Origin of the sequence: Streptoverticillium reticulum (assembly GCF_047456005.1) — a bacterium.
Lineage (GTDB): Bacteria > Actinomycetota > Actinomycetes > Streptomycetales > Streptomycetaceae > Streptomyces > Streptomyces reticulum.
This window is the reverse complement of sequence record NZ_CP179755.1, coordinates 67,046-92,127: the sequence shown is the minus strand read 5'-3', so window position 1 is coordinate 92,127 and position 25,082 is coordinate 67,046. Positions and strand designations below refer to the sequence as shown.

The following is a 25,082-nucleotide window of genomic DNA, read 5'->3' as shown; positions in this document are numbered from 1 at the left end:
CGCAGCTCCGAAGGGCCTCTACGACGACCGGCCCCGAGGGGTACGCCTCGCGCTAGCTCAGCGAGTAGGTCTGCGACGGCCCGGAGCCCGCCGGGCGTTCGTCGAGGTAGACGACCGTCAGCCGCGAGAAGTGCGGCGCCTTGCCGGATCGGTGCACCGGCCGGTACACCTTCACGCTCACCCGGAACGTATGGAAGCGGCCCCGGGCGCAGTCCGGTACGCAGTCGTTGGCGACCTGCTTGCCCACGCCATGCGCGGCACGGGCGGTCCAGTCCGCCCAACGCAGCCCGCGCAGGTCGTTGTTGCCGTCCCCGCACGCCAGCATGTACTCGCGCGGCGCGACCTGGTCGTGGCCCAGGCAGTCGACCAGGACCGGAGTCTTGTGCGATCCGGGATCGTCGGCGGCGCGTGAGAGGGCGGCATCGGAAGCGGAGGCGGGTGTTGCCGCGGTGACGAGGAGAGCGGCAGCGGATACGGAGACGCTGAGCAGATGACGGCTGGAGGACATGAGCGGTGTCCCTTCGAGCTTCGAGCAGGGCAGATGCGGCTCTGTCAACTAGACCGTCCACGCGCCCGGCCAGTTGCCCGATTCCAGGCCAAATCACCTGCACCAGGGGAGTGGTAGGGCGGGATGCCTGGTATCAGGTCATCGGGGTGGAAGCCGGCAGCGCGATGGTCTCGTTGACCGCGCGAGGCAGCAGTCGTTCAAGGACCCGACACCGCGCTCGACATGGACGGCCGCCCCGTACCGGACGGCACACCCTCGACAACCTCGCCGGGTGCGCCACCCACAGCCCTCGGGGCGGAGCCCGTGCCGGATCCGGCGACCGGCCAACTGTGGTGCTCCATAGGGCCAGTTACCGCCCTCAGCTGCACTTCCCGGGCTGAGGGGCGCATCATCCGGTGTTCGGGCTGTCGGGCTGTCGTCTGGGTCCGAAGGGGTACTGGATGGGTTCTGCTGGTCTTCTGACTGTGGGTTTGGAAGGCGTTGCCGCGCCCTGGCGTCTTCGATACGAAGGAAGGAAGATGATCTTGCCTTCGATGCGAGTGGCGGCGGGTGGGCGGCTCGGTGTCGGTGTGCGGTTGAGGGGCGGTGGACCGGTGGCCGGGCCGCGAGTTGACGCCGTCGTCGCCGTCGGCCACGACGCCTTGGCCGGTCGCGCGGCCGGGCTCCACGCCGCACGACCTTGCCGACCGGCACAGCAGGCCCCAAGCCCCTGCCGTGCCGGTCGGTCACCGGCTCACCGGCCGGCTGATACGGGACCGCATCAGCGGTGAGGTGTCAGCGCTCCCAGTCCTCGTTCCAGATCAGGGTGTTGCACTGGGCCACCTCGGCCTTCGCCTGGACCACGGCCCGCTGCTTGGACTCCAGCACGCGGCCCTGGTCGGTCTGCAGCCGGTAGAAGACGTCGAACGTCCGGCTGGAGCCGAGCCCGTGGGGGACGAGCCAGCCGGGGGACTTCCCGTCGGCTACCGGGTACGTGTACTCCTTGCCCCCGCGCTCCCGGACGACGACCTGCGTCTTCGCCGGGACCTTCTCGCCGGCCGGGACCTTGTCGGCCGTCTCCCAGAGGACGTCCATGTACGTCCACCACACGCTGCACGGCAGCGACGCCCGGGGCACGGAGAGGATGGGCAGGACGCCCTTCTCCAGGCGCGGCGCCGGAGGCGGGTCGGCGGTGGCGGTGCGGAAGACGTCCACGAGCACCTCGACGAGCTGCTCGGTGAGGAGGGCGACATCGACGACCTCGCCGACGACGGGCACGACCTGGGCGGCCGCGAGGGCGGCGAGGGCCACGGCGTTGACGGCAATGGCCTCGGGGTCGCCGTGCTGGATGCCGTCGGCGATGCCCAGGGCCTGGCCGAGGCCCGGGACGACGGCGGCGGTGACGGCGGCCTTGTCGAGCGTGGTGGCGTCCTTGTCGGAGAACGTCTTCGCCAGGCCGTAGACCCAGGTGCCGACGCCGGCAGCGCTCGCGGCCACATGGGCGCCGCTCACCGAGCGGACCTTGGCATGGGTGAGCTCGGCGGTGGAGTGCGCCTCGCCCCAGGTCGGGCCCTTCGGATTGCGCTGAGGCAACCGCTCGGCATGCTCGGGGTCCTGGGCGACCTTCTTGGCCGTGGCCTTGGCCTTTTCCTCGGCCTTGTCCCAGTCCACGGGCAGGCAGCGGTCGGCTGAGCGCTTGGTGCGCCCGGTGGGGGCGAGGCAGTTGGCCGGGGCCGCCGCGTAGATGGCGGCGTCCATGACGGAGTTCTTCCCGCGGAACTCGACGACGGACTCGGCCTTGCCTCGTTCGGCCAGCTTCCAGGGGACGATGAACTCGCTCTGCCCGGAGCCGTCGTCGGCTATCTTCAGAACGGTGCTCTTCTCCCCGAGGGCGTCCATGAGCGGTTTGCCGTCGGGGATGCCGAACTCCTTTTTGACGAACGCCAGCTGGCGCTGCTGGAAGGCCTCGCCGTTCTCGTGCTCCCGGGGAGCGAGATGGACCGTGGCGATGTTCACCTCCTCCGGAAGGGTCACCTTGACGACGCCGCCGGCGTTGCCCGCCTCGTCGTCGATGCTGTATCCGGCGGCATGCCCGGTGGTCTCGGCGAGGTAGAGCCCTTTCCAGTTGGGGTCGTGGTTCCCGGCGGTGCCCACGGGACGCAGGCCCTCGAGGATGGAGGCGAGGTGGCCGGGCTTGTAGCCGTGGAAGGCCTCCAGCCCGGTCTGTCTCGCCTGGGTTATCCGGTCGCCGCCGGGCGCAGGTGTGGGGGCGGCATGGGCCAGTTCCACCGAGGCGGTCGCCATCATCCCGGCGAAGGCCGTGGTGGCGAACGCCCGGGGGAACAAGGGCCGGAGCCGCGGGGGCTTCGTCCGCTCCGGCTGGATCGGCATTGCACGCATACTGTTCCTCTGCTTTATGGGGGGACATGAGGGGTGATGCGGAAGTTGCCGATAATCCTGCTGTATGGGGTATGGCTGGGAATATGCTCCATAAGGAAGGCAATTGGCGCGCCGACCCCCGCCCGGGGGACGGGCACACCCCGCTGTTCGGAGGGGGCCTCTGCGCATGCCGCCGGAGCCTGGCGGTCCGGCCGCTGAGGTCCTTGTGTGAGGTTCGGGCACGTCGCCTCGCCCCGGCGAGGAGGCGGCCGTCGCGGGTCTTCGCCGGGGTACTGCCTGGTGGTGGCGGGCGGTGGGTCAGGGGGTGTTGGTGGTGCGGGCAGCGCGGCGGAGGCGGGCGCGGGCGGGGTCGTGTAGGGGGCGGGAGGCCGGGGGAGTGGGGTGGTCGGGGTTGGTACGTGTGAACAGGGTTACGGTGACGCCCTCGGTGAAACCGTTGCGGCGCATCATGGCCGAAGAGGCCTGGTTGCTGGTTTCCACGTCGGTGATGATGCGGGAGGCGCCGGCAGTGAAGAGCGCGGTGCAGCACCGTTCGAGGAGTGCGCTGGCGATGCCTTTGCCTCGGGCCCGCTCGTCGAGGGCGATCCATTCGAGGTAGCCCCAGTCCTCGCGTTCGTCGTAGGAGAGGGAACCGAGGACGAAGCCGAGCAGTCCCTGGTCGTCGGTGGCGACCCAGCATGCCTCGGGCTGTGCGTCGAAGTGTGCGGCGACGCTGGACAGTGACCATGAGGTGTAGGGCATGGCGTTCACGTCGTACACGTGGTGGCCGAGGTTGAGTACGGCTTCCAGGTGGGAGAGCTGCATGGGGACGATGTCGGCTTGACTCATGCGTAAATCCTGGCACAAAGTCGAAAACATCCATTAAAGGTGCATCTAAAGTGCATTCGAGGCGGTGCGGTGCGCGCGGGCCGCATCAGGTCGTGGGTCTTTCCCGCCAACCGGGAAGGCGACTTCGACCACCTCCTCGTCGCCACGGACTGCACCTGACGCCAGCGCCCGAAGAGTCTTCGATCCCGACCGTGGGCCGCCGCGAGGGGCGTTAGGGTGGGCGAGGCCATCCCCCCACGTGTCGGACGCTGAGCGCCAGGCGCGGCCGGTGTCATCCGCCCGTACCGATCGTGGAGTTCTCCTTGCCTGTGCGCACCGTGTTCCCTTCTGCCGTCCACGTCCACCGTCGTCTCGCCGCGGTGTGCGGGCTCGCTCTGGCCGCCGCTCTCACGCTCACGGGCTGTACGGGGGACGACAAAGCGCCGACAGGTTCCACCGCTTGAACCGGGAGGGTCGTGGGACGCGGGTGGAGATCCATCCCCTCAGTCAGTCCCAGGTTGCTCGGCCGCATCAGCGTGTCATCGAGTACCGGACGATGAACGATCGGGGCTCCGTGGTGCGGGGCGAGGTCTTCCCAGTCGCGGTCCATGTTGCGGTAGCGGTTGAGGGCGCCGGTCAGGCCGGTGCGCTCGAACTCCCCGGCGTAGATGTCGAGGTCGTCCTCGCTCAGCCATGCCGGGAGCGGGCCGGCTGGGAAACGGTCGCGCAGCCGGCCGCCGTGGGCGACGAAGTGCGGGTCGGGCCCGTCCCCGGCGGGCATGGTGTCGGCGGACAGGGCGGTGTAGAAGCCGGCGAGCCAGCCGCGGACGTCGGGCTCGATCTCCGTCTCGGCGCGGCCGGGCTCCTGGAAGTAGGAGACGTAGAACTCCTGCTCGGGGCCGCCGATCTGGCCGAAGATACCGGTGGGGCGGGGGCCGCCGGGCGGCGTGTAGGGGACGCTCAGCAGGGCGACGGCCCGGAAGATCTCGGGGTGGAGCAGGGCGGAGGTGGCGGCGATGTTGGAGCCCCAGTCGTGGCCGACGACCACCGCGTTCTCCTCGCGGAGGGCGTGCACGAGGGCGACGTTGTCCTCCACCAGGTCCAGCATCCGGTAGGCGCCGGTCTCCGCAGGCTTGGAGGAGCGGCCGTAGCCGCGCACGTCGATCGCCACCGCCCGGTAGCCGGCCGTGGCCAGGGCCGGGAGCTGGCGGCGCCAGGAGTACCAGGACTCGGGGAAGCCGTGCACGAGCAGGACCAACGGGCCGGTGCCCTGCTCGACCAGGTGAAGGCGCCCGGCCGGGGCCTCGACGGTGCGGTGGCGGAGTGCGGCGGACGGCTCGGATCGCATGGCGGACTTCTCCTCGGTTCGCGGGCGGCCGGCAGGAACCCGTCGATCATGCGGTGCTGCGGCCACTCGGCGCGATCAGCGTTGCCATTCTGGCAAGGTTGCAGGACAGGGCGGTGAAGCGGCACGACGGGAAGGAACGGGGGACGGTGGCAGGTGACAACGTGACCCAGACGCTGGCGGCGATGGGGCCGCGGCTGCGGGTCGTGCGCGAGCGCCGTGGCGTCACACTCGCCGATGTCAGCCGCGCGACCGGCATTTCGCCCAGCACGCTGTCGCGGATCGAGACCGGCCGGCGCAAGCCCACCCTGGAGGTGGTGCTGCAGCTGGCGAAGGAATACGCAGTCGCCCTGGACGAGCTGGCCGACACCGCACCCGACCCTGCGGCAGAGCCCCGCAGCACGGCGCCGCACGGCTTCTGTGAGTTCTCATTTCTCTTGCGGTAGAGGGATCGCTCTGACCTGCGAGGATGCAGATGGCTGAGGGATGCCTCGCTATGCTTTCTCCGTGCGGATCAGGACCTTGAGCTGCAGTACCGCAGGCCTAATGAGAATCCCGCAGGTGTATTGAGAATTCCGGTAGCGGCCAGGGGCGTCTGCATGCCTTCGGCTGACGAACCCTTGCCGGTGGGCGTCTGTCGCGGACTGGGCATCAAGTGCTCCGACGCGTATAGAGCAGTGGCTGGGGGAGCGCAGATGCCCGCTCTGCGCCCTTGATCTTTGCAAGCTGGTCAGCGTCGGGCGGGCCCGAGAACGCCGTCGTTCAGCCCGACGGGCTTCCAGCGGTTGATGGGCTGGGCGCGGGGAGGGCTCGCGGGTGATGGTCTGCTCGTTGGCTGTGGTATGGCGGCCGCTCGAGTGGGAGACCGTGTTTCGTGCCTGACTTGCCTGCCCCGAGTTCGACGGGTGTTCGTATCGCCGGTGACCGGTACCAGTGGCTGGTCGCGTGGCAGGGTTGTGTCACGGCGGTGCGTGACGCGGCGCTGCGCGTGCCGAACCCGGTGGTGGCGGTCGGTGTTGAGGTGGACGGCGTGGGAAACGTGGATGACGTCGTCTTGTACCGCGAGGAGCCGCCGCACACCTACATGCAGGTCAAGTACGCCGCAGACAGTTCCTCACCCGTCAACGAGGAGTACTTGCTCAAGCCAAGCGACCAGGGCGGCCCGTCGATCCTGCACAAGGTGGCGCAGGCCTGGCAGCAACTCGTCGGGGACGGCACTCCGGTCGATCTTGCCCTGCTGAGCAACCGGTCCCCGGATGCCGGGGATCCGCTGATCTCACTCAGGGATTCCCGCACCCAGTTGCTCGTGCCGAAGGCGGCGCAGCAGGGACCGCGATCGAAGAAGGGACAGGCGCGCAGCCGTTGGGCCGCCGGTATCGGGCTGAGCGAGGACAGGCTGCTGGATCTGTTGAAGGTGCTGCGCTTCGACCTGGCACGGGACGTGATGCACCTGCATGAGCACTTGCAGATGCTGATGTTCGCTGCCGGGCTGCGGTTCGATGCGGAGGCCATGCACGCCGGCGCGGACTGGGTGGCCCGCCGAGTCGCCGATGGGCAGCGCAGGCTGTCCCTGGCGGACGTCAGGGAGGCGATCCGGTCTCTGCGTCTGGAGGCCGGCACGTCACGGGCGGTGCTTTCCGTCGCCACTTTGAAACCGGACCCGATGGCGGAGGACGCCGACTACATGGTGGACTGGGCGGACCGCTTCGAGGGCGCCTCGCCCTACGTGAAGCGGCGTCCGCTTGCCCCGGCGACCTGGTCGCAGTTGCAGGCGGACATCGAAGCGGCACCGTTTCGGATGCCGCCGGGCACGACCTCCATCGCCGTCACCGGCAGTCTGCGTCTGGCGCCCGCGTTCGTGGTCGGCGCGGCTTTCCGCATGGTGACTGGAGTCGACTTGGCCGTGGCCCAGCGCGGACAGGTCTGGTCGTCCGCTGCCGGGTACGACGCTGTGCTGGCCCCGGAGGTCGACGAGCACGCTCTCGGTCTAGGGCCGGAGCTCGCCGTGGCCATCGCGGTCGCCATCGACCCCACCGAGGATGTGCTGGACTTCCTGCGGGAGCAGCGCGTACCCGTCTCCCGGCTGCTGGTGCTGCGCCCGCCCGGTGGTGCCAAGGACAACTCCGTCCCGGATGCGGCGACGGCCAGCGCCCTTGCCGTCGGCATCCGGGATCTGCTGCGTCGTGCCTGCCGCGCGCATCCTGCGATCCACCTCTTCCAGGCTGGCCCGATGGGCTTGGCTCTGCTGCTGGGTAACCGGTGGAACCGCCTGCGCCCCACCACCGTGTACGAGGACGTCAACTCACAGCAGGTGTATGAAAAGGCGTTCGTCGTCGACGCGTAAAACCCGCCCGCCTCTCCACCATCACGCTGCCCGGTGAAGCCGTTGCTCAGCGCGCCTCGTGCAGGTCGTGGGGGACCAGGGTGAGGCGGTCACGGGCCGTCAGCCAGCCCAACGCGACAGCGTTCGGCAGCGGGCCATGGAATAACAGCAGCTCCTCCACTGGGGTGGCGTCGCCGAGTTGCGCTGCCCACTGCCGGCGTGCCGTCTGCCAGCACTCCCATATGTGGGTGGTGACGGCGGCATGGAGCGCGGACCGGGGCAGATTCCTGACCACCCCGACGCGCTGCCCCCGGCAGCCGGATCGGCGACAGGCACGGGACAGCACCTCACCCTGAAGATCAACGCGGTGTGATCCGAAGGGCGTTGTCAGTGGGGGCCCGTACCGTGGCAACGAGCAGCCATCGAACGTCCTTTTTCGACCGCGCACCACAGAGGTGCCGCGTCCGGGGCGTGCACCGAGCTGAACGGCGAGCCCGAGGAGGCACACGGCATGAGGATCGACGAGGCATTCGACGCGCTGCAGAAGACCGTCGACGAGGACATTGAGAAAACGAGACTGGCCCGCGGACGCCGGGACCTGTTCAAGGAGGCGCTGCTGAAAGAGCCCGACGTCCTCGAGACGTTCGGATCGGGCTCCTTGAGCCGCAGCACGCAGCTCAAGCCCATCCACGACGTCGACATCGTGGTCGTCTACGACCCGGACGAGCACCCTGAGTGGGGGAGCAGCGGGCCGAGCGCCGAAGAGGCCCTCGAGCACATCCGCTCCCAGGTCAACCGGCTGCTGAGCCAGAGCAAAGGCACCCACGCCACCGTGGTCCGACACACCCTGCTGCGCAACCACGCTGTCAAGTGCTTCCTCGACGACCCCGACGACCCGGAGGCCTTCACCGTCGACGTGATGACCGCGCTACGGCAGCCCGACAACTCTCTGCTCATACCCGAGAAGCTCAGCGCCAGGTGGGTGCCGGCCAACCCCGAATACCTGATCGAATTGGTCGCCGAACACCAGCGTTCCTGGCCATACTTCCGGCCGCTGGTCAGGCTGCTCAAGCAGTGGCGGCTCGACGCACCGGTCGAGGGACGCGTCAAGTCCCTCGTCATGGAGGTCCTCGCCCTGCAGTGCCTGCCCATGTCCGGCAACCGCTCCCAGGGGTTGAAGACGTTCTTCACCGCCGCCGCGACCCGAGTCAACGAGGGCGTGTGGGACCCGGCCGGTCTGTGCGGCGAGGTCCAGCCCGACCTGGACCGCCAGGGCCTGTCGGCTGCGTTCGCCAATGCCGCGGACCTGGCGGACCAGGCCTGCGCGGCGGCGGCCGAAGGCGACACCGGCGAGGCGTTGCGACTGTGGCAGGAGATCTTCGGCGAGGACTTCCCGGCGCCCGCCCCTGCTTCCAAGACCACCTCGCTGATCGGCGCGCCCGCGCTCATCACTCCCCGCCCCATCAAGGACGCACCCCAGGGATGACGACCGCACCTGCTCGCAGCACCCGCACTTCCATCACCTGGTGGGAGTGCGAACGACACCGACTGCGACGAGACCAGGAGGAGATCCCCGCCCGCTTTCCCCACCTCGTCTTCAGCGACGAGGGAGCGGGAGGATGGGAGGGCATGCTGCCCCGCTGGCCGTTCGACCGGCCCGAGCCCGCCCACCTCACCGACTGGATCGGCGAGCACGGCCTCCGGCTGCGCCTGGAATACGGCCACGCCCACCCCATGGTGGCCCCCCGGATCTTCCCTCTGGACCCGCTGCCCGAACCATTCGAGTGGACCCAGCACCGCTGGCATGTCAACGGCGACTCCAGCCTGTGCCTCCTGCGCGACGACGTATGGACGGGCCACGAGTCCGTTGGCGACCTGCTGCTAAAGGCCGCCGGCTGGCGGATCGAGTACGCACTGATGAAGCACCAGACGATCGAGGAGATGACCGACAGCGGAATCGTCACCGACAGTCGCCTCGACCACTTCCTGGCCCAGCCCCCGACACCCGCGGACACCACCGGGCACGGTGAGCCGGACACCGCCGGGCAGGACGGTCCCGCGTGCTGATCCTCATCCCACAGGGCGCCGCGACCAGACTACGCACCGCGGGCCCATCGGGCCGGCTGTCGTTGCGCATCAGCCAGCCCGACGACCTTGCCGTCGTCAGCGGCATCTCCGACGGAGCGGACGGATCCATCATCTCGGTGGATCCCGCACCCGGAAACCGGCTGCTGGCGGGCTGCGACTCCCTTCCCACCGGCTACTGGTACCGGGCCACCGGCGAACTGCACGCGCTCTGGTACCTCCTGCGAGTACGGCGCGGCACGTCCTTGAAGCTCGATGCGTTCAAGGACGCCGTACCCAGCGGTTTCAAGACGCCGGGCGACGGCGGCTATGTGGCCATCACCCACGCCCCCGGCGTGAAGGACGCGTTTCCCGAAAGCGGTTTGCCCGACCTCCTCGCCTGGCACGTCACCCGTGCGGGCATCCAGCCGCTTGAGGTGTCGGTCGAGCCCGAAGTCACAGGGGTTCTGCAGCTCGAGGGCCACTGGCCCGTCGAAGAACTCCGGAGCACCCGCGTCATGTTGATCGGAGCGGGGAGTATCGGCTCGGCCACCGCGCACGCGCTGGCCGGCTATGGCGTCGGCCACCTCACCCTCGTCGATCCCGACCGCCTCCAATGGCACAATCTCGTCCGACACACCAGCTCCCGCAAACACATCGGCCGCACCAAGGTCACCGCGCTGTCCGAAGAACTCACCCAGCTGCGCCCCGACACGCGCGTGGAGCCCCTGGCCCTGGACGTCATCGAGCACGCCGACCGGATCCGAGCCCTCCTCACAGACACCGACCTCGTCGTGTGCGCGGCCGACGGCGTGGCCCCACGCCGCGTCACTGGCCACCTGGCCCGCCGAGCGGGCCTCACCGCCGTCCTCGCCTGCGTCCTGCAGGACGGAGCCCTCGGCGAGATCCTCCGACTGCGCCCCTGGCCCCAGCACGGCTGCCTGACCTGTCGGCGGCAAACCCTCGCCGAAGCCGGCAGCGTCGACCCCGAGCCCGCTCTGGACACCGGATACGGCACCGGCACGCGGCACCGGCCGATGACCGCTGTCGGACCTGACCTCCACCTCGTCGCCCACCTCGCGGCGAAGAGCGCCGTCGCCACTCTCCTCGAACGCGCCGGACACCCCGACCAGCGCCTGCCCGGAGAGCACGCCCTGCTCGGACTGCGCCGCCAACCCGGCTGGGCCCCGCCCTTCGACCTCCACCGCACCGCCGAACTGCGCTGGCTTCCCGCTACCCCGCCCAGACCCGGCTGCCCCACCTGCGAAGAGCCATGACACAACAGCCCGTGGCCGTCGTGCACCTCACTGCCCCGGCCGCCCGCGTGATCACCACCGAACTGCGCACGGCCGACCACACCACCGAGACCGGAGGAATCCTGCTCGGACACCACACCCGTGACACCGTCACGGTCCACCACGCCGGAACTCCCGGACCCGCCGCCGTACGCACCCCCACGTACTTCCTGCGCGATCTCGCGCACGCTCAGGCGCTCGCCGACGCGGCCTTCGCGGCCGACAGCAGCGTCTGGGTCGGCGAATGGCACACCCACCCCACCGGGCGTCCGGTCCCCAGCGCGCGCGACACGGCCACCTACCGAGATCTCTTGGACGATCCCGAGCTGGGCTTCCACAGCGTCATCGCAGTGATCTTCGCTCCCCGGCAAGGCCGTTGGACGGGGGCCGCCTGGACCTGCCACGGCCGGCGTGTCGCCCCCGTGGAACTCACCATCAGCCCCGTGGACGGGCCGAGGCGAGAAGACCCGCCTCCCCGGCCACGGCGCTTCCGGCCTCCGCGCCGGCCGGCACCCGCGTCACCGCACGACGAACCCTCCATCGCCGCCCGCAGCCCTCAACCCGGCCGTACGCACCCGCGATAACAGTGAACTCACCGCGCAGGCTTGGGCCCGTCACCAGGTTCGCCCACCCAGGCCTCGGCATGGTCTGTGCCTTTCGGCAGAAGGCTCTATTCCCAGCCGTTTTTGGGCTCGCCTGAGACGACCGCCGATCAGCAGAACGGGTACTGCGCCTGGGCCCCGGGGAGTTGATACCTCGCGGCCCTGGGGAGGGGACCAGGACCCCACGCCCGGGCGCCGTGCGTCACCATGCGCCGTTGGTGTCATCCTTGCCCGGCAGGTCGAGGTAGCGGGCGGCGTCGTGCAGGACCTCGGGTGTGATCGCTTCGGTGCCGTCGAGGATGGCGATCTGCGCGGCCATGCTGAGCAGCGGTGTGAGGTTTTCCATGAGCCCGTCGGTGATCTCGTAGAGCTCTTCGTCGAGTTCCAGGAGGCTGCCGGGCCGGTGCTGGCACAGTTGGAGCCGGCCGTCGAAGCTGGCGAGGGCTCGGGGCCATTCGTCGGGGTGTTCGGGGCTGCGGGGCGGCAGCCGGTTGACCCAGAGGGTGGGTACGGACCGCTGGCGCAGCGGTGCGGCGTCGCTTGTGCGGCGCAGGGCGGGGAAGCGGGCGGTGCGTGCTTCGCGGAGGATGTCGCTGGAGCCGATGCCGCTCCAGAAGATGGTCAGGCTCAGTTCGTCCGCGAGGTAGTCGAAGAAGTCGAAGGTGGGCTGCAGGTCCTCGGTGCGCAGCCGGTCGATCCCGTCGACCAGGCACACCTCCACGTGGTGGGTGCGCATCACGTGCACGGCGGGCCCGGTGAAGTCCTTCATGCGCTGCACGGGTCGGCTGTCGGTGCCGGAGCGGTAGAGGTCCCAGCCCAGGAAGGTGGCAAGGGCAGCGGACCAGTCGGCCGGGGTGCCCGGGGTGGGCGGGGCGTTGATGCAGACGACCGGGATGCGGGTGTTGTCGATGCCGTGCAGCTTCTCGCGGCGCCCTTGGTGGCCCATCCCGATGTGGTGCAGCAGGGTGCGTTTGCCGGTGCCGCGGGAGTCGCTGTCGATGGCGATATGCGGGCCGGGCTGGCGGGGTTCGCCGTTTCGCCGCAGCATCCGCCGTGCCAGGAGCAGTCCGCGCCGGATGTCGGTGGTCTCGACCAGTCCGAGGTCGGCGTGGTAGCGGACGCGGGGATCGTTCTCTCTTGCCTGCTCGCTGTCGGTGTCGGAGGGGTCGTGCGGCGGCAGCGGAACCAGGGGCGGGGGCTGGGAGGGCGGCTGCCGCAGGCGGGTGCGCCACCCCAGCAGGGTGGTGGGCGGGCCGGCGGTGGCGGGGGCTGGCGGGGCTGGGGGAGCGGGCGGGGACTGCGGATCACGTACCGGGGCTGTCAACGGTCCTCTCCTTGCTGGCCACGTGGGCTGGTGTCGCCGTCGGTGGGCGGGTTCAGTTCGGGCAGCGAGGCGAGGAAGGCATCGATGCTCTGTCCGCTGTCTTGTGCGGGCTCGCCAGCGGTGAAGAGTTCCGCGGCGGGGCGATCGAGGCGGCGGAAGGGCCGCACCGATTGTGGATCAAGCGGCGGCATCCCGGCGGCATAGGGCACTTTGGGCGCCACCGGCCGGCGGGGCGCGGGCAGGGGAAGGGCAGGAGCGGCGGGCACGTCCTCGGGCCCGGGCCCGTCGGCGGCTTGGGACAGCAGACGCTGCGTGGCCCGGGCGATGGCGGCCTCGTCGTGGCGGTGCCTGCCGGCGGCGAGATGGACCTGCAGCCCTTGCTCCCAGCTCTCTTCGGTCCATCGGTCGCGCAGGAGGCGCCGGTGGATGAAGGGCACCTCCACCCACGGGTCACCGTCCGGGTCGGCCCGGTGGTCGAACAACCAGGCGACCTCGGGCTGGTTGGGGGAGTAGTGCACCTCCCAGCGCCCCTGGAAGGCCGCGAGCCCGGAGGAGCCGCGGAAGGGATCCAGGGCCCCCTTGTCCAGGTTGTAGGTGCGGTTGTTGATCTGGAAGCCCTTACGGTTGATGCGCACCCACACGGTCGGCAGCAGCTTGCGGTTCTCGCCCTCAGTCAGTGCCGTGGCCCGATAGCCGCGCAGCGAGATCAGCGCCGCATACATCTGGTTCGGGGTGAGCTTCAGTCCTGGGGTGAACGGGCTGCGCAGCGCGCCGTGAGGGGTCTGCTGCCAGCGCAGCGCCACCCACTGCTCGAACAGCTCCTGCAACCGGGCGATCGTCCACAGCGGCTGCTTGCGGACGTGTTTGCCGCGCAGCTCCAGACGGTGGTGGGTGTAGGAGGCCAGATGCTGGCTGAAGCCGGTCTTGATCGCCAGCATGGCGCGCTCGACGATCGCCTTGTCGACGGGGGTACGCAGCCGCGCCTCACGTACCTCGATGCCCAGGGAGTTGCAGGAACGGGTGAAGTCCGCGGAGACGAACGGCGAGCCGTGGTCGACGACGAGCGGCTCGGGTTTGATGACCGGCCGGGCGGCCGCACCGGCGAACCGCTCATCGACGGCCAGCAGTTCCGCGAAGGGCAGATCCGAGCCGTCCATGAAGGTTTCCGGAGCCCACCCCGGCCGTACCGGCAGCGGCGCGGTGCTCTGCGCCACGACCTGCACCGTGTCGAAGCTGCGGGTGGCCCGCCCGCCCAGCCACCGGCCCGCACCGGCAGTGCGGCGGAACCGCTTGGGCACGACCAGCGCACCGACGATGCTGCGCGTGGCCACATCGATGGCAATGGTCAGCTCCACCGAGATGACCTGCCCGTCGTCACCGATGGCCAGGACATCCAGCCCGGTGGTGTCGATCTGCACCAGTTCCCCGGGCCAGCGTGCGGTGGTCGCCCGCCGGCTGCCGGGCTGGGCCACCGACAGCGGCGGGCCGGCCGCACGCCGGGCCGCGACCGCATGCGCATTGTGTGCCGTGATCCCCAGACGCTGCAGCAGCCGGTAATAGGTGGCCTGGCTGGGCAGCAGCGCAGCCGTGGTGGCGGCATCGGCGTCGGTGAGCTCACGGGCGTAGCGGGCCCGAACTGTCTGCTGCACACGGCCGATCAGCCGGGACAAGGTGCCCGGCGACAGCCCCGCTTCGCGTTCGTCGTCCAGAGTTTCCCACACCAGGTCGATCACTCTCTGGTCGACGCGTCCGTGCGCGGAGGCGGCGCGCCGGCCGCGCCGGTCGATCAGCCCCAGCAGGCCCTGCTTGCGCCAGGCGAGGCACTTGCGCTCGACGGTGGCGGGCGAGGTCGGCCAGCCGGCCGCGGTCAGCTGGTCGGCCTTGGCGCGGTAGCGCTGTTTGAGGGTGTGGAGCTCCGGGTCGAAGGCGGATGTGGGCCGGGTGGTCGCCGGCACGTTCGGGGCCTGCTGGTGCAGCACCTCCTTCACGATGCGTTCCCACCGCAGCACCTCGCGGCGCAATGCGGCGGGCAGGGCCTTCAGTTCGTGCCCGCGGTGGGCGATCACCGTGCGGGGGGCCTTCCGGCTCAGGACCGCGAAGTCCTTCGCGGACGCCAGCACCGGCTGGAGGATGATCAAAGGCTCGGCTGTGGTCTCCCCGGGCGCGGTGAGGAAGACCCGCGGCCCGTGGAAAGCGGTCACCAGCCAGCGTGTCCCGCTGAAGGTGATGGTGTCGCCGAGGGCCAGCGTGTCCGCGCCGTCCGATACCGGGCCGGGCGGGTCCGTGTCGTGTGGTGTGGTCATCCGCCCGTCCCAAGCCATGCCGTCGATGACGGTGTCAGGAGCCTGGTCATGTCGGTGTCCAGCCGCCGTTTCCAGATCAGGTGATAGGCCAGGTCCACACCCGCAAACGCGGGCAGGCCCGCCGCGCGTACCCCGGAGCGGATGGTGCGCGCCGAAGTGAAGTGACGGGCCAGCGCCTCGGCATCGCCCCAGGCCAGGTGCTGCCGGTTCCGGGCGGCGTACAGCAGCATCAGGTTGTCCAGCTCCACCCCGTCCGGCGGTCGTATGACCCGCACCCGCCAGCCGGCCACAGGGGCGGCCCGGGCCAGCAGTTCCTGCCCGGCGCGCCAACCGTCGGTGAGCTCCTCCGGCTGCACACAGATGACTTCCCGCCGCCCCGCCCGTAAGGCGACGAAGTCCGGCCGCAGGCTCTGTACGCCGCCGTCCTTGATCCAGCGCAGCTCCATCGGCCCGGCGCTGCGCGCGGCCACCGCCGGATCCCGGTCCAGCAGCATGCCGCAGCGCTGCTGGCGCAGTGAACCGCACGCCAGCGACTGGCCGGTGGCCGAGGCCCAGGCCTTGGTGACGAAGGACTGCCGGCCCGGATAGGGCACCGGCACCTGCAGGGGCGCCAGTTGTTCGAACGGCACCGGAGCGGCCTGCTCCACCGGCAGTTCGCGCCGGCGCCCGAACCGGTCGAGGTAGCAGACGGTGATCACCTGTGGGTCAAGGGGAGTGTCCGACACGTGCATTCCCCTCCGTCAGCTCGCTACGGCGGCCCGCCTCAGACAGCCCCGTTCCATGATCCGCTGAGCACGGTGCATCCATCGCCACCACAGCAGCCGATCACCCGGATGAAGGGCATGGTGAACGGCAGCCCGAAACCTGCGTAGTTGTGGTCCGTGGGCGGTGGCGGGCGCTGCCGCACCGACCTCACACGGGTACGGACGGATCGGTCCAGTCCCAGGGAAGACAGCACCACTCGGCCAGGGACTGCTGCTGTTCGTCGCCGGCGTGGATGAGCGCCGTCACCGGCCGCCCCGGTCCGCCCGTCGGCGCTGTGGGCGGCATGCACCGGTGATGCTGGTGCAGCCACTGTGCCACCGGGGTCTGCCACGTCCCCGGCAGTTCGAGCGCAGCGGCCAGCTGCGCCAGGCGCTCCAGCAGCTGCCCCTCGGCCGCTGTCCACGGCCCGCTGGGGCGCCTCGCGCGCTTGCCGCTCATAGTCCAGCAGCGCACGGGCCACCGCGACGGCCTCCGGATACATCCACAGCCAGGCCGACTCCAGATCGCTCTCCGGCCGCCCGGCGCGCTGGGCCCGCCACGCCCAGCACTCCACGACCGTCGTGCGCCACCACCAGCCAGTGATCGCGAACGCGTCCGCGGTCAGGTACGCCCCGACGGGACCGTGCCTGCGTTCGAACCGTCGGCACTGCCGGTGCGCCCGCACCACCTGTGCCAGCGGGGCCAGTTCCACGCCGGAGCCGGACTGACGTACATGGGTGAACTGGCCATGCCGGTCGCAGATCTTCCAGGACTCGGGCCAGACCAGCCAGATCGGCCCCCACCCGCCGCCCCGCAGTGCCACGCACCGGCTGCAGGCCGGGACGAGGTAGTGCTCCATCGGATACCACGGCCATTCCCAGCGGGCCTGCTGCCCGGGCAGCAGGCGGGTCTCGCGCAGGTGCGGAAGTGCCCATTGCAGCCGCGGGAGCTCCACATTCAGCATCGCGGCGAGCCGTTCGGCGGCCGGAGCGCTCAAGAAGACCTCGGCCAGATGCGGCTGCACCGCTTGCTGCCCCGACTCTCCCTCGCCCAGTTCGGCCAGCAGGAAGGCGATATCCACCCCCTGGGCCGCCGCTGCGCGCCACAGCAGTGAGCAGTTCGACTCATGGCCGGCAAGCCGTACGGATACGCGTGCCAGACTCCGGCCCCACGCCATACGGCCCCCGTCCCGCAGCTATGTCGGCCTCGCGCAGTCTTCGCCCTTGTGCTGTTCCTGCACAGGTACCTCTACATCGCGCGCGAACAACGAACAGCCTGTTTCGTACGGCAGTTCACCTGATCGTGTGGCAACACCCCCGGGTGTGCAGTGCATGGTCGCTCCGCTGCGCATTCTTCGAGCAGATCCACTGATCTGCCAGAACTGCGGAGTTGGCCTGTGCAGCTTGATTTTCCCGGCGGACGTCTGTCCAGCAAGCTGTGGACGCGGCAACGTGATGCTGCGGACTGTGTGCTCAACGCGTTCGCGATGGGACGCACACGGCAACAAGTGATCATGCCGTGCGGTACCGGTAAGACCCACCTTGCCGTCCACATCGCCCACGAGATCACCGCCAACAGCCGCAGCCTGACCCTGCTGCCCACCCTGGAGCTGCTCAACCAGACCGCCCGCGTCTGGTACACCGCCGGCCGCCCGGGCCTCTACCTGGGTGTCTGTTCCGACCCGCAGACCAGCGAGCCCGTCCTCGACGGCATTCTCACCATGACCGACGACCCGGCACAGCTAGCCCAGGCCGTGCGAAACGCCGACGGCCCGGTCAACGTCTTCGCCACCTACGCGGCACTGAAGAAGCTCCGCCTGGCTCACCGCGACCATCAACTGCCCCGCTGGGACATCGCCATTGTTGATGAAGCCCACCGCACCGCCGGAGCCCGCAGCAAGGCCTGGGGCGTCATCCACGACGACGCTGCCATCCCCGCCCGCCACCTACCTCACCGCCACACCCCGCATCTGGGACGTCAACCGGGGCGTCGTCACCAAACCCATCGCCTCCATGGACGACGTATCCCTCTACGGCACCGTCGCCTACCGCTACTCCCTGGCCGAGGCCATCCACGAAGGCAGACTCGCCGACTACCGCATCGCAGCCCCCGAGATCCACCACCCGCAGCTGCGCGCCTTCCTCACCAGCCGCTCGAAACGGGGCCGCACCCCGCAGGCCGACTCCGCGCGGGTCGCAGCAGCCCAACTGGCCCTGCTCAAAGCCCGCGAGGACCACCACATTCAGCGAACGGTCTCCTTCAGCCGCAGCATCGCGCAGTGCGAAGCCCTCGCCGAAACTCTCCCGCAGACCGCCGCCGCCATCCCCGGCGGGCACGCCGACGGCCTGTGGGTGTCCAGCCTTCACTCCCAGCACCCCCGGCCGGTGCGGTGCGCACGCATGAGCCACTTCGGGCAAGCGCCCGCAGACCGAATCGAAGGCGCTCTCGCCGAACTCCGCGTCCTGTGCAACGTCCGCCTGTGCGTCGAAGGCGTCGACTTCCCGCTGGCCGACTCCGTTCTGTTCGCCGACCCCAAGCAGTCCACCATCGACATCATCCAGGCCATCGGACGGGCCCTGCGCATCGGCCCCGGCATGAACAAGGTCTCCACCTTGATCATCCCGGTTCTGTTCGGCCCCGGCCAGCGACCCGAAGAAGCAACCTTCGGCACGCCCTACCACCTGCTCCACCACGTCATGATCGCGCTGCGGGCCTACGACGAGCACTACTTCTACCGCCTGCCGATCAGCGGCCGCCGCCTGCTCATCTCCACGCCCGACTACGCCGTCCGCCCCGCCCGCGCCCCGGAGATCGCCCCGCACCTGATGCTGCGCATCATGGAACCCGAACCGGACATCTGGGACGCCGGGATGGCCGCTGCCCGGGTCTTCCACACCGCGCACGGACACCTCGACGTCCCCAGCAATCACATCACCGACGACGGGTTCCATCTCGGCTGCTGGCTCGGCTACCAGCGCGCCCTGAAAGCCGCGGGACACCTGCCGGCGGCCCGCGTCGCCGCACTGGCCACCTTCAACATCACCTGGCGCCACGACCCGGACAGCACTGAGGCCTTCCTCGAAACCGCCCAGGCCTATGCACGCGAGCACGGCCACCTCCTTCCCCGCGACGCGCAGGAGACCTGCCAACGCCGCCCCCTCGCCCAGTGGCTCCTGGAGCAGCGCCGCCAAGACGACGCAGGCACCCTGCCCGACCCCTACCGGCGCGCCCTGCGCGACATCGACCGCTGGTGGAACCCCCACTGGCCCGACGCATGGCAGCGCACCCTGGCACGGGTCCGCGACAGCAAATCGCCTCCGGTCATCACCCCCGGCCCTCTGCCCGGCGACGCAGCCCACGTAACCCGCTGGCTCGACCGGCAGTTCGACATGTTCCCCACCCTGGCCAAGGAGCAGCGTCAGCAACTGGCGGCACTGCCGTTCAAGGACAGCCCGCTGGCCCTGGCGCTCCGTCGCACCCCCACCAACCACTTCGCAGGCGGCCTGCGCGCCGCCCGGCACTTCTACCGCCAGCACCACCACTTGCAGGTCCCGCCCGACTTCCACGCCGGCGAAGGCGACCGACGCTTCCCGCTCGGCCCATGGATCACCGACCTGCGTGCCCAGGCCCGACAAGGTGCCCTCAGCAGCGAGGAGATCGCATCCTTGGAAGCACTGGCCATGGAATGGACACCGGCTTCCCAGCGCGCGCAGACGCCGCCGGCACTGCTTCCGTCAACGCAGACCCCCGCTGCCGGCACGAGCAATTCCGCGGCTGGGGAGGAACCGGCTCTCCAGGACATTGCCACGCTGGTGGGTGCGCACGACCCGGTGTTTTGGACGGCCGAGAGCGAGCCGCCACCAGGCTTGGCCCCGATGATCTTTGGCGGGGGCGGCCGCCGGACGCTGATCAGCATGCCCGCCGGAGCAGGCAAGACCACCACCATCGCGTCCGCCGTGCTTGAACTCGCCCCCGAAACCTGCCTGATCCTCGGCCCAGATGTGCTCTACCTCCGCAAAGCCGCCGCCACCTGGCGGAAAGTGGGCGACAGGCTGCAGGCGGGCCTGGGCTTCGGCCCTCACGGTGGTACCCGTCTGACCAGCGCTGCCGATCTGGCCGACTGGATCAGACACCAGCCGCCCGGAGCGCTGGTGTTCGCCCGCTACGCAGATGCCCCACTGGTCGCCGACAGCCACCGTCGCCACGACCTTCCTGCCTGGGGACACCTCGTCGTCGAAGAAGCGCACCGCACGGCAGAGGGCATCATCACGCCGGAACACCCCTATGCCGGCATCCACTACGACGACCGCATCCTGGCCCGGCGGCGCATCTATCTGACGGCCACTCCACGCATCCCCCGCCAGATGGCACCCGGCCTCAAAGCACGCGACGTGGACTGGGCGGTCCACATGCCTGCACAAAAGATCTTCGGGAGTCACATCGTCCCGACGAGCCGGCAGGCGCTGGAGGACGAAGAACTGCTGGCGCCCTGCCAGCTGGCGGTGGTCCGCGTCCGCAGAAACCCCGCCTCGCGGCGTCCGCGGCAATGGTCCACCGAAGCCAACGCAACCGCGCAGATCATCGAACGGCTCCGGCTGCGCCGTGTCGCGGTCGTACTGGCCACAAGGGACGAGGCCCAGAAGTTCGGCATGCAGCTGGCGGTGGACATGCTCGACGCGGCGATCCTCCTGAAGGGCGACCCGCCGACAGGGCGGTACGCACACGACCAGCCGGTCATCCGCTGCGTATACAGGAGTTACAACCCGTTGCCCCGCGACCTCGACGCCATCGTGCTGCCGGACCCCAACTGCACCGCCACACAACTCGTCAACATCCTGCGCCCGCTCATGGCACAAGACGTACGGCGCGTGGCCCGCACCAGGGTCCTCGTGCCGCACGCCGTGGACAGCGATGATGACCCGCCGAGCGACCAGTCCCTCCTCGTCCAGCGCGTCACCGCCGCCTTCTGGGCACACGACCCTACAGAGCCCATCGCCCCACCGCGCTGAGCAAGGCCGTGGCACCTGCCGTCCCCATCACCCCCGCCGCCTACATAGACCCCGCCAGTGGTGAAGGTGCAGCGGCCGAGCCGCGTACGAGCGGGTGCGGGCACGCCTGGACGGCATCACCACTGTTACCGCCGGGCTGACGACACTTGCTGCACAGGGCCAAGCGGCCTGCCAGGCGGTCTTTGGTGGCTGACACCGGAACCCGCTGGGGCACCAGCGGGTTCCTGCGCTGCGGCTCGCTAGCCGGCCGGTCTGCTCACGGCGTTCAGGGGACGAGCGGGTTGTCCCGGGTCAGCTCGATGGTGTGCATCTGATCGAGTAGTCGCTTGGGCAGTTTGGGCAGGTCGTTGTCCACGATGATGATCTGGCGGGGCCGGGTACGGAGCGAACCGCCGCTGCGCACCCCGGGGATGTGATCGAGAAAGTGGGTGTAGAGCCGGCCGATGAGTTCCTGGTCGTCGTGGCCGTATCCGACGTTCTTGCGGGGCGAGTCGATGACGAGGAAGGACGGCAGATCTGTTGCCCCGGTCACCAGAGCGTAGCTGAGGAACGCCATCCGGTACACGACGCTGATCGCGCAGCGGACCCCGTGTCCGACCTTGGTGAGGGTCCCGGCGCGGACCTGCGGCAGCAGCGAGCTGTGGCTGAGCCGGGCACCCGGATCGCCGGGCAGGCCGACGGAGCCAGCCAGTTCGGCGAAGTGCTCTTCGAATTCGCCGAGTGTGGTCTGCCGTCCGGCCCGCAAGTTCTTTCGGGTGCGGATCTCCTTCTGCACTCCCTTCAGTTCATCCTCGGCGGCTTGAACGGAGCGGTGCAGCTCGGCCAGCCGGCGATGCGGTTCCAGCTCCCGTTCCAGCATCGTGGTCCAGGCCGGTGAGCAGCACGGACGGTGCCAGACACTCGTCCTGCAGTTCGCCGCCGGCACCGTCATCCACAGCTGGCACGCCGATGCCCGGTGGTGGGACGAACTGGTCGACGAACTCGACGAGATCGAGGAGGAGAACCTCCCCGAAGAAGAAGAGGAAGAGGAGGACCCGCCCTCCACCCCCGAGGAGATCGACCGGATCGCCCGCCACCTTGAGGAACTCCCCGCCTTCCGCGAGGCGACGAAGAGGTCCGAGCGTGAACGGGTGCTGCTGCGTGAGTTCCCCGAACTGTGCTCACGGTGGTGCAACGGGCTGAGCCGACTGGGGTATGACGCCGGGGAAGAGGCTGCGGCCCGGGTCGCCGAGGCGGCGAAGCGTGCGTACGAGGAATTCACCGCCAGCCTGCCGGACCTGGCTCAGGAAGCGGTCGGCCAGGGAGTCCTCGCCCAGGCGACGACCGCGGCGGCCCGTCGCGCCGCCTTGCGGGCCTTCGCCAAGGAGCGTTCCGGCGGCTACCCGCCGAGCAAGGATTTTGTCGAGCTCTTCTACAGCGAGCCGGCACTGAAGAAGCCCCGATAGCGTGGGCGCCGGCAGCCGGACCGGGATGGCAGAAGCCCTGCGGCACCACTCGGAGTGCACCGGGGTGTAACGGGACGGACCTGGTACTCCCGGAGGCTGCTTGCAGCCGGTCCGGCTGCAAGCAGCCTGTGGCCGGTTATGCCTGGTCGGCTGGGAGACCGGGGATGTAGCGGCCGGTCTTGTCCACCAGGATCTGGCGGACTGCTGGAAGAGGCTGGTCGAGTGGGTCGTTGACCGCGCAGATCACCTGCTGCACGTGCCCTTGGGTGTCGGGCCGGATCGCGCAGTCGACGAGAGCGCGCAGCATCGTCTCGCAGGCTTGTCGGTCGTGTCCTTGGGTGCCGAGGCCGCTCAGCGGGGAATCGATCATGAGGAAGCCCGGCAGCCGGATGGCAGGGACCTCGCGCATCAGGTCCCGCAGCGCGAGCATGGCGTTGATGTTGACCCTGACGAGAACCGCGCCGGCCACGGCCTGGGCTTCGAAGGGGCGGCCGTTGACCAGGGGAGAGAAGTCCTCGGCATCGATGGAGGCACTGCGCACCTGCGCATCGGTGGCCTTCATACGCTCCTCGAAGAAGAGCGACCACCGTGTCACCAGGGCCTTGACGTGTTCGCTTACGTCCTCCTCCGCGCTCTTGAACTCTTCCTGCGCGGTGTTCTTCGCCGCCTCCAGGCGGTCGCGGTCACGCTCCAGGTCACGCAGGACGTCGACTTCCCTGAGGTGCTCGGCGAGCTGCTCGAGCCGTGCCGCCAGCTCACGTGCTGCCGCCTCGAGTCCCCGTACCGTCTCCCGCTGCGGCTCGACGGCATCCCGGCCGAACTCCGCAGCACGCGTGTATGCCTCACGCACTGCCTGGTCGGCCTGCAGCGCCCTCAGCCGCGCAGCCGCGGCCGCAGCGTCCGCCCGCTCCCGGGCGGCCCGGGCCCGGTCCCGCTGCCCGCGGGCCTGCCGCACACGCTCCTCGTCCTGCCGGCTGCGCTGCGCCCGGCCGGGGTCGATCTCTTTGCACAGCCGGCACTGCTCGTCCGACAGCCCTTCGGTCACCAGCTTCTGGTGGCACACGGGGCATGCAGCAGGGTCTGCCGCACGTTCCCGCAACGCGGTGTAGAGCCCTTCGGCTTCTCCTTCGGCGCGTGCCCAGGACCGTGCCTCCTTCTCAGCCTCGTCTGCGCTGGCCCGTGCGGCCTGCTGGGCGGGCTCGGTTGCCTTCGCCTGGTCGGCAAGGCTCTGGTGCTGGCGGGCGAGCTTGCTCAGTTCCGCGGAAGCCGCGCGTGCCCGCGCTGCGGTCTCTTCGTGCTCGGTGGTCCACTGTGTCTGCCGGGCCTGCAGGTCACCGAGCTCGTCCAGTCCCCGCTCGGCCCGCACCGCGAGGACTTTCTCCAGCGTGCCCTTGGCCGCTGACCACTCCTTGCGTGCCCGCTCGGCGCGCGACCGCAGGGCCTCCACCTGCGCGTCGTGGGCGCCGAGCAGTGTCCGCCCTGCCAGGCGGCGCCGCGCGGGGGAGAGCCCGCCGAGGTAGCTGACGGCGATGGTGGTCTGCTGGATGTACATCCAGGGCAGGATGTCTTCCATGGTGAGCCGGCCCGGGCCCGTCCCGATCCGGGGGACGCCCAGAAGATCCTGGAAGAACTCGGCGGCACTGAGCTCACCGCTCCTGCCCGGCTTGACCGGACAGCGCACCGGGGGCTGACCCGGTTCGGAAAGGTTCTCGAACTCCACCGTCCCCGCGCTGCTGCGCGCCGAGCGGGTGGCGCGCCAGCGTACCGTGCCGATCTGGAACGTGAGCCGGACCCGCTCGCAGGCCCGCACAGCGGGCATCACCTTGGTGCAGTTCAGGCCCACGGCATACCACTGCGATTCCAGCCCTGTGCTCTTTCCCGCCCCCGACTCGCCTGCCACCAGCACCATCGGCCCGGTGAAGAAACGGGAGACCCACGCCCCCTCCACCTCGAACTCGTGACACTCCACTGCGAGCGCCTGCCCCATAGCCTTGCTCCCTCCCCAGGTGTCCTGCGGCCGCAGTCGTCCGGCGGCCACAGAACAAACGACCGCCTCTTACGGATGTGACGTCCGTTTCTAGCCAAATCAGCTGCTTGGAGCGGAAATTGGCCTCTCCGCGACGGGTTGCGCGGACACCGGGTGATGCTGCATGACCTTCGTCAACGGGTTGCGAGCCGTATCTGCGCTGCGTACGCGATGCGGAGCGCACGGCGGGTCAGGCGGACCAGGTAGGCGGGCGGTGGGTCCTGCCCGATGGCGGCAAGGACGTGGTCGTGGTGGAGGGAGAGCAGGACGGCGCGGCCGAGCCGGTGCAGGGGGCGGGGGAGCCAGCGGTGGTTGAACTGGTGGATGAGGGCTTCGGCGCTGCGTCGTCCGGCGGGGGTTGGGCGGTACCACTGGGGGGATTGTTCGTAGTCGCGGAGGGCCTGCTGCATGCCGGTCCAGGTGGTGGGCACGTCGCGGATGTTCATACGGGCGCCGATGGCGCGCCAGTGCTGAACCTGAGCGGCTTTCTCCCTGTCGGTGAAGGCGTTGATGCCGGCGAGGGTGAGGATCTCGTCGAACAGAAGAGTGAACAGTGCGATGCCGTGAACGTACGTTTCGTGGGAGAAAGGGTAGACGCGGGCGTAGTGGACGTGCATGCCCTGGACCCGGTCGATCGAGGCGGCGGCCTGCGGGCTTGCCGCACCGTGCCGGACCCAGTGCTGGAAGTAGGCGATCGTGTCGTCGGCGCGGGCTTGTCCGCTGCGGTGGATCTTTCCGGTGCCGCCGAGGTCGACGGCGGCTGCCCCCTCGACCTCGCCGACGATCCGCATCAGGCCCAGGATGTAGAGCAGGTGACTGGTGAAGGCTGCTCCGACCGGCGGGGTCATCCGGCGAGCGAGGCCGCGCATGATGTGCGCGTCACCTTCTGCGCTCTCGTGCCGATGGTC

Annotated in this window: 19 protein-coding genes and 2 pseudogenes; 9 read left to right on the top strand and 12 right to left on the bottom strand. The window is 69.7% G+C overall.

Annotated features, from left to right (window positions below; genetic code table 11):
• Positions 1–52: 52 nt before the first annotated feature.
• The 4 genes from ACMATS_RS00410 to ACMATS_RS00395 form a co-directional block, all read right to left on the bottom strand.
• Positions 53–508 (bottom strand): hypothetical protein, encoded by a 456-nt coding sequence (locus ACMATS_RS00410; protein ID WP_390780993.1) that lies wholly within the window; start codon positions 506–508, stop codon positions 53–55.
• A gap of 774 nt (positions 509–1,282) precedes the next feature.
• Entirely contained in the window at positions 1,283–2,878 is a 1,596-nt protein-coding gene (locus ACMATS_RS00405) for an ADP-ribosylating toxin (RefSeq protein WP_414166404.1), read from the bottom strand.
• A 306-nt stretch (positions 2,879–3,184) separates the two neighbouring features.
• Positions 3,185–3,715 carry a GNAT family N-acetyltransferase gene (locus ACMATS_RS00400; RefSeq protein ID WP_390780995.1) on the bottom strand — a complete coding sequence of 177 codons (531 nt, stop codon included), beginning with the start codon at positions 3,713–3,715 and terminating at the stop codon, positions 3,185–3,187.
• Between the two features lie 271 nt (positions 3,716–3,986).
• Positions 3,987–5,042 (bottom strand): alpha/beta fold hydrolase, encoded by a 1,056-nt coding sequence (locus tag ACMATS_RS00395; RefSeq protein ID WP_414166403.1) that lies wholly within the window; start codon positions 5,040–5,042, stop codon positions 3,987–3,989.
• Between the two features lie 146 nt (positions 5,043–5,188).
• On the opposite strand from ACMATS_RS00395, the pseudogene ACMATS_RS00390 reads away from it, so the two are divergent.
• Together ACMATS_RS00390 and ACMATS_RS00385 are read left to right on the top strand one after the other, a co-directional pair.
• Positions 5,189–5,458: pseudogene (locus tag ACMATS_RS00390) on the top strand (helix-turn-helix domain-containing protein); the annotation flags it as partial.
• A gap of 455 nt (positions 5,459–5,913) precedes the next feature.
• Entirely contained in the window at positions 5,914–7,383 is a 1,470-nt protein-coding gene (locus tag ACMATS_RS00385) for an SAVED domain-containing protein (RefSeq protein WP_414166402.1), read from the top strand.
• A 46-nt stretch (positions 7,384–7,429) separates the two neighbouring features.
• On the opposite strand, the gene ACMATS_RS00380 is transcribed toward ACMATS_RS00385, so the two are convergent.
• On the bottom strand, positions 7,430–7,657 hold the full coding sequence (locus ACMATS_RS00380) for a hypothetical protein (RefSeq protein WP_229327450.1): 228 nt from the start codon (positions 7,655–7,657) through the stop codon (positions 7,430–7,432).
• A gap of 216 nt (positions 7,658–7,873) precedes the next feature.
• On the opposite strand from ACMATS_RS00380, the gene ACMATS_RS00375 reads away from it, so the two are divergent.
• Genes ACMATS_RS00375 through ACMATS_RS00360 form a run of 4 tightly spaced genes read left to right on the top strand, consistent with a single transcriptional unit; the run spans position 7,874 to position 11,305 of the window.
• A complete protein-coding gene (locus ACMATS_RS00375; RefSeq protein ID WP_414166401.1) occupies positions 7,874–8,848 on the top strand; it encodes a hypothetical protein in 975 nt (324 codons plus the stop codon).
• Positions 8,845–9,429, top strand: a complete 585-nt coding sequence (locus ACMATS_RS00370) for a hypothetical protein (RefSeq protein WP_414166400.1) — start codon at positions 8,845–8,847, stop codon at positions 9,427–9,429. Before ACMATS_RS00375 ends, ACMATS_RS00370 begins: the two co-directional genes overlap by 4 nt.
• Entirely contained in the window at positions 9,423–10,703 is a 1,281-nt protein-coding gene (locus tag ACMATS_RS00365) for a HesA/MoeB/ThiF family protein (protein WP_414166399.1), read from the top strand. The genes ACMATS_RS00370 and ACMATS_RS00365 overlap by 7 nt, the downstream gene beginning before the upstream one ends.
• Positions 10,700–11,305, top strand: coding sequence for a Mov34/MPN/PAD-1 family protein (locus tag ACMATS_RS00360; RefSeq protein ID WP_414166398.1), 606 nt, complete (start codon positions 10,700–10,702; stop codon positions 11,303–11,305). Before ACMATS_RS00365 ends, ACMATS_RS00360 begins: the two co-directional genes overlap by 4 nt.
• A gap of 220 nt (positions 11,306–11,525) precedes the next feature.
• Here the strand turns inward: ACMATS_RS00360 and ACMATS_RS00355 are convergent, their stop codons facing one another.
• Genes ACMATS_RS00355 through ACMATS_RS00340 form a run of 4 tightly spaced genes read right to left on the bottom strand, consistent with a single transcriptional unit; the run spans position 11,526 to position 16,775 of the window.
• Positions 11,526–12,647: a hypothetical protein gene (locus ACMATS_RS00355; protein ID WP_414166397.1), complete on the bottom strand. Its 1,122-nt coding sequence runs from the start codon at positions 12,645–12,647 to the stop codon at positions 11,526–11,528.
• Positions 12,644–14,950: an integrase gene (locus tag ACMATS_RS00350; protein ID WP_414166396.1), complete on the bottom strand. Its 2,307-nt coding sequence runs from the start codon at positions 14,948–14,950 to the stop codon at positions 12,644–12,646. Before ACMATS_RS00350 ends, ACMATS_RS00355 begins: the two co-directional genes overlap by 4 nt.
• Positions 14,947–15,675, bottom strand: a complete 729-nt coding sequence (locus tag ACMATS_RS00345) for a hypothetical protein (RefSeq protein WP_414166395.1) — start codon at positions 15,673–15,675, stop codon at positions 14,947–14,949. The genes ACMATS_RS00350 and ACMATS_RS00345 overlap by 4 nt, the downstream gene beginning before the upstream one ends.
• A 38-nt stretch (positions 15,676–15,713) precedes the next feature.
• A complete protein-coding gene (locus ACMATS_RS00340) occupies positions 15,714–16,775 on the bottom strand; it encodes a hypothetical protein (RefSeq protein WP_414166394.1) in 1,062 nt (353 codons plus the stop codon).
• A gap of 405 nt (positions 16,776–17,180) precedes the next feature.
• Between ACMATS_RS00340 and ACMATS_RS00335 the strand changes: the two are divergent.
• Positions 17,181–17,525 (top strand): annotated as a pseudogene (locus ACMATS_RS00335) (DEAD/DEAH box helicase family protein); the annotation flags it as partial.
• Between the two features lie 34 nt (positions 17,526–17,559).
• Positions 17,560–20,703: a Helicase associated domain protein gene (locus ACMATS_RS00330; RefSeq protein WP_414166393.1), complete on the top strand. Its 3,144-nt coding sequence runs from the start codon at positions 17,560–17,562 to the stop codon at positions 20,701–20,703.
• Positions 20,704–20,968: 265 nt separating this feature from the next.
• Here ACMATS_RS00330 and ACMATS_RS00325 read toward each other — a convergent pair whose 3' ends face one another.
• Positions 20,969–21,562: a hypothetical protein gene (locus ACMATS_RS00325; RefSeq protein ID WP_414166392.1), complete on the bottom strand. Its 594-nt coding sequence runs from the start codon at positions 21,560–21,562 to the stop codon at positions 20,969–20,971.
• A gap of 1 nt (position 21,563) precedes the next feature.
• On the opposite strand from ACMATS_RS00325, the gene ACMATS_RS00320 reads away from it, so the two are divergent.
• On the top strand, positions 21,564–22,148 hold the full coding sequence (locus ACMATS_RS00320; RefSeq protein ID WP_414166391.1) for a hypothetical protein: 585 nt from the start codon (positions 21,564–21,566) through the stop codon (positions 22,146–22,148).
• A gap of 136 nt (positions 22,149–22,284) precedes the next feature.
• Here the strand turns inward: ACMATS_RS00320 and ACMATS_RS00315 are convergent, their stop codons facing one another.
• Positions 22,285–24,135, bottom strand: coding sequence for a hypothetical protein (locus tag ACMATS_RS00315; protein ID WP_414166390.1), 1,851 nt, complete (start codon positions 24,133–24,135; stop codon positions 22,285–22,287).
• A gap of 173 nt (positions 24,136–24,308) precedes the next feature.
• The gene (locus ACMATS_RS00310; protein WP_414166389.1) at positions 24,309–25,043 is read right to left on the bottom strand and encodes a hypothetical protein; all 735 of its coding nucleotides are present in this window, start codon (positions 25,041–25,043) and stop codon (positions 24,309–24,311) included.
• Positions 25,044–25,082: the final 39 nt, after the last annotated feature.

Bases quoted from the DNA above. Each gene is read 5' to 3' on its own strand.
- ACMATS_RS00410 (WP_390780993.1), bottom strand. From the start codon at position 508: ATGTCCTCCAGCCGTCATCTGCTCAGCGTCTCCGTATCCGCTGCCGCT.
- ACMATS_RS00405 (WP_414166404.1), bottom strand. From the start codon at position 2,878: ATGCCGATCCAGCCGGAGCGGACGAAGCCCCCGCGGCTCCGGCCCTTG.
- ACMATS_RS00400 (WP_390780995.1), bottom strand. From the start codon at position 3,715: ATGAGTCAAGCCGACATCGTCCCCATGCAGCTCTCCCACCTGGAAGCC.
- ACMATS_RS00395 (WP_414166403.1), bottom strand. From the start codon at position 5,042: ATGCGATCCGAGCCGTCCGCCGCACTCCGCCACCGCACCGTCGAGGCC.
- ACMATS_RS00375 (WP_414166401.1), top strand. From the start codon at position 7,874: ATGAGGATCGACGAGGCATTCGACGCGCTGCAGAAGACCGTCGACGAG.
- ACMATS_RS00370 (WP_414166400.1), top strand. From the start codon at position 8,845: ATGACGACCGCACCTGCTCGCAGCACCCGCACTTCCATCACCTGGTGG.
- ACMATS_RS00360 (WP_414166398.1), top strand. From the start codon at position 10,700: ATGACACAACAGCCCGTGGCCGTCGTGCACCTCACTGCCCCGGCCGCC.
- ACMATS_RS00350 (WP_414166396.1), bottom strand. From the start codon at position 14,950: ATGACCACACCACACGACACGGACCCGCCCGGCCCGGTATCGGACGGC.
- ACMATS_RS00330 (WP_414166393.1), top strand. From the start codon at position 17,560: ATGAAGCCCACCGCACCGCCGGAGCCCGCAGCAAGGCCTGGGGCGTCA.
- ACMATS_RS00325 (WP_414166392.1), bottom strand. From the start codon at position 21,562: ATGCTGGAACGGGAGCTGGAACCGCATCGCCGGCTGGCCGAGCTGCAC.
- ACMATS_RS00315 (WP_414166390.1), bottom strand. From the start codon at position 24,135: ATGGGGCAGGCGCTCGCAGTGGAGTGTCACGAGTTCGAGGTGGAGGGG.
- ACMATS_RS00310 (WP_414166389.1), bottom strand. From the start codon at position 25,043: ATGCGCGGCCTCGCTCGCCGGATGACCCCGCCGGTCGGAGCAGCCTTC.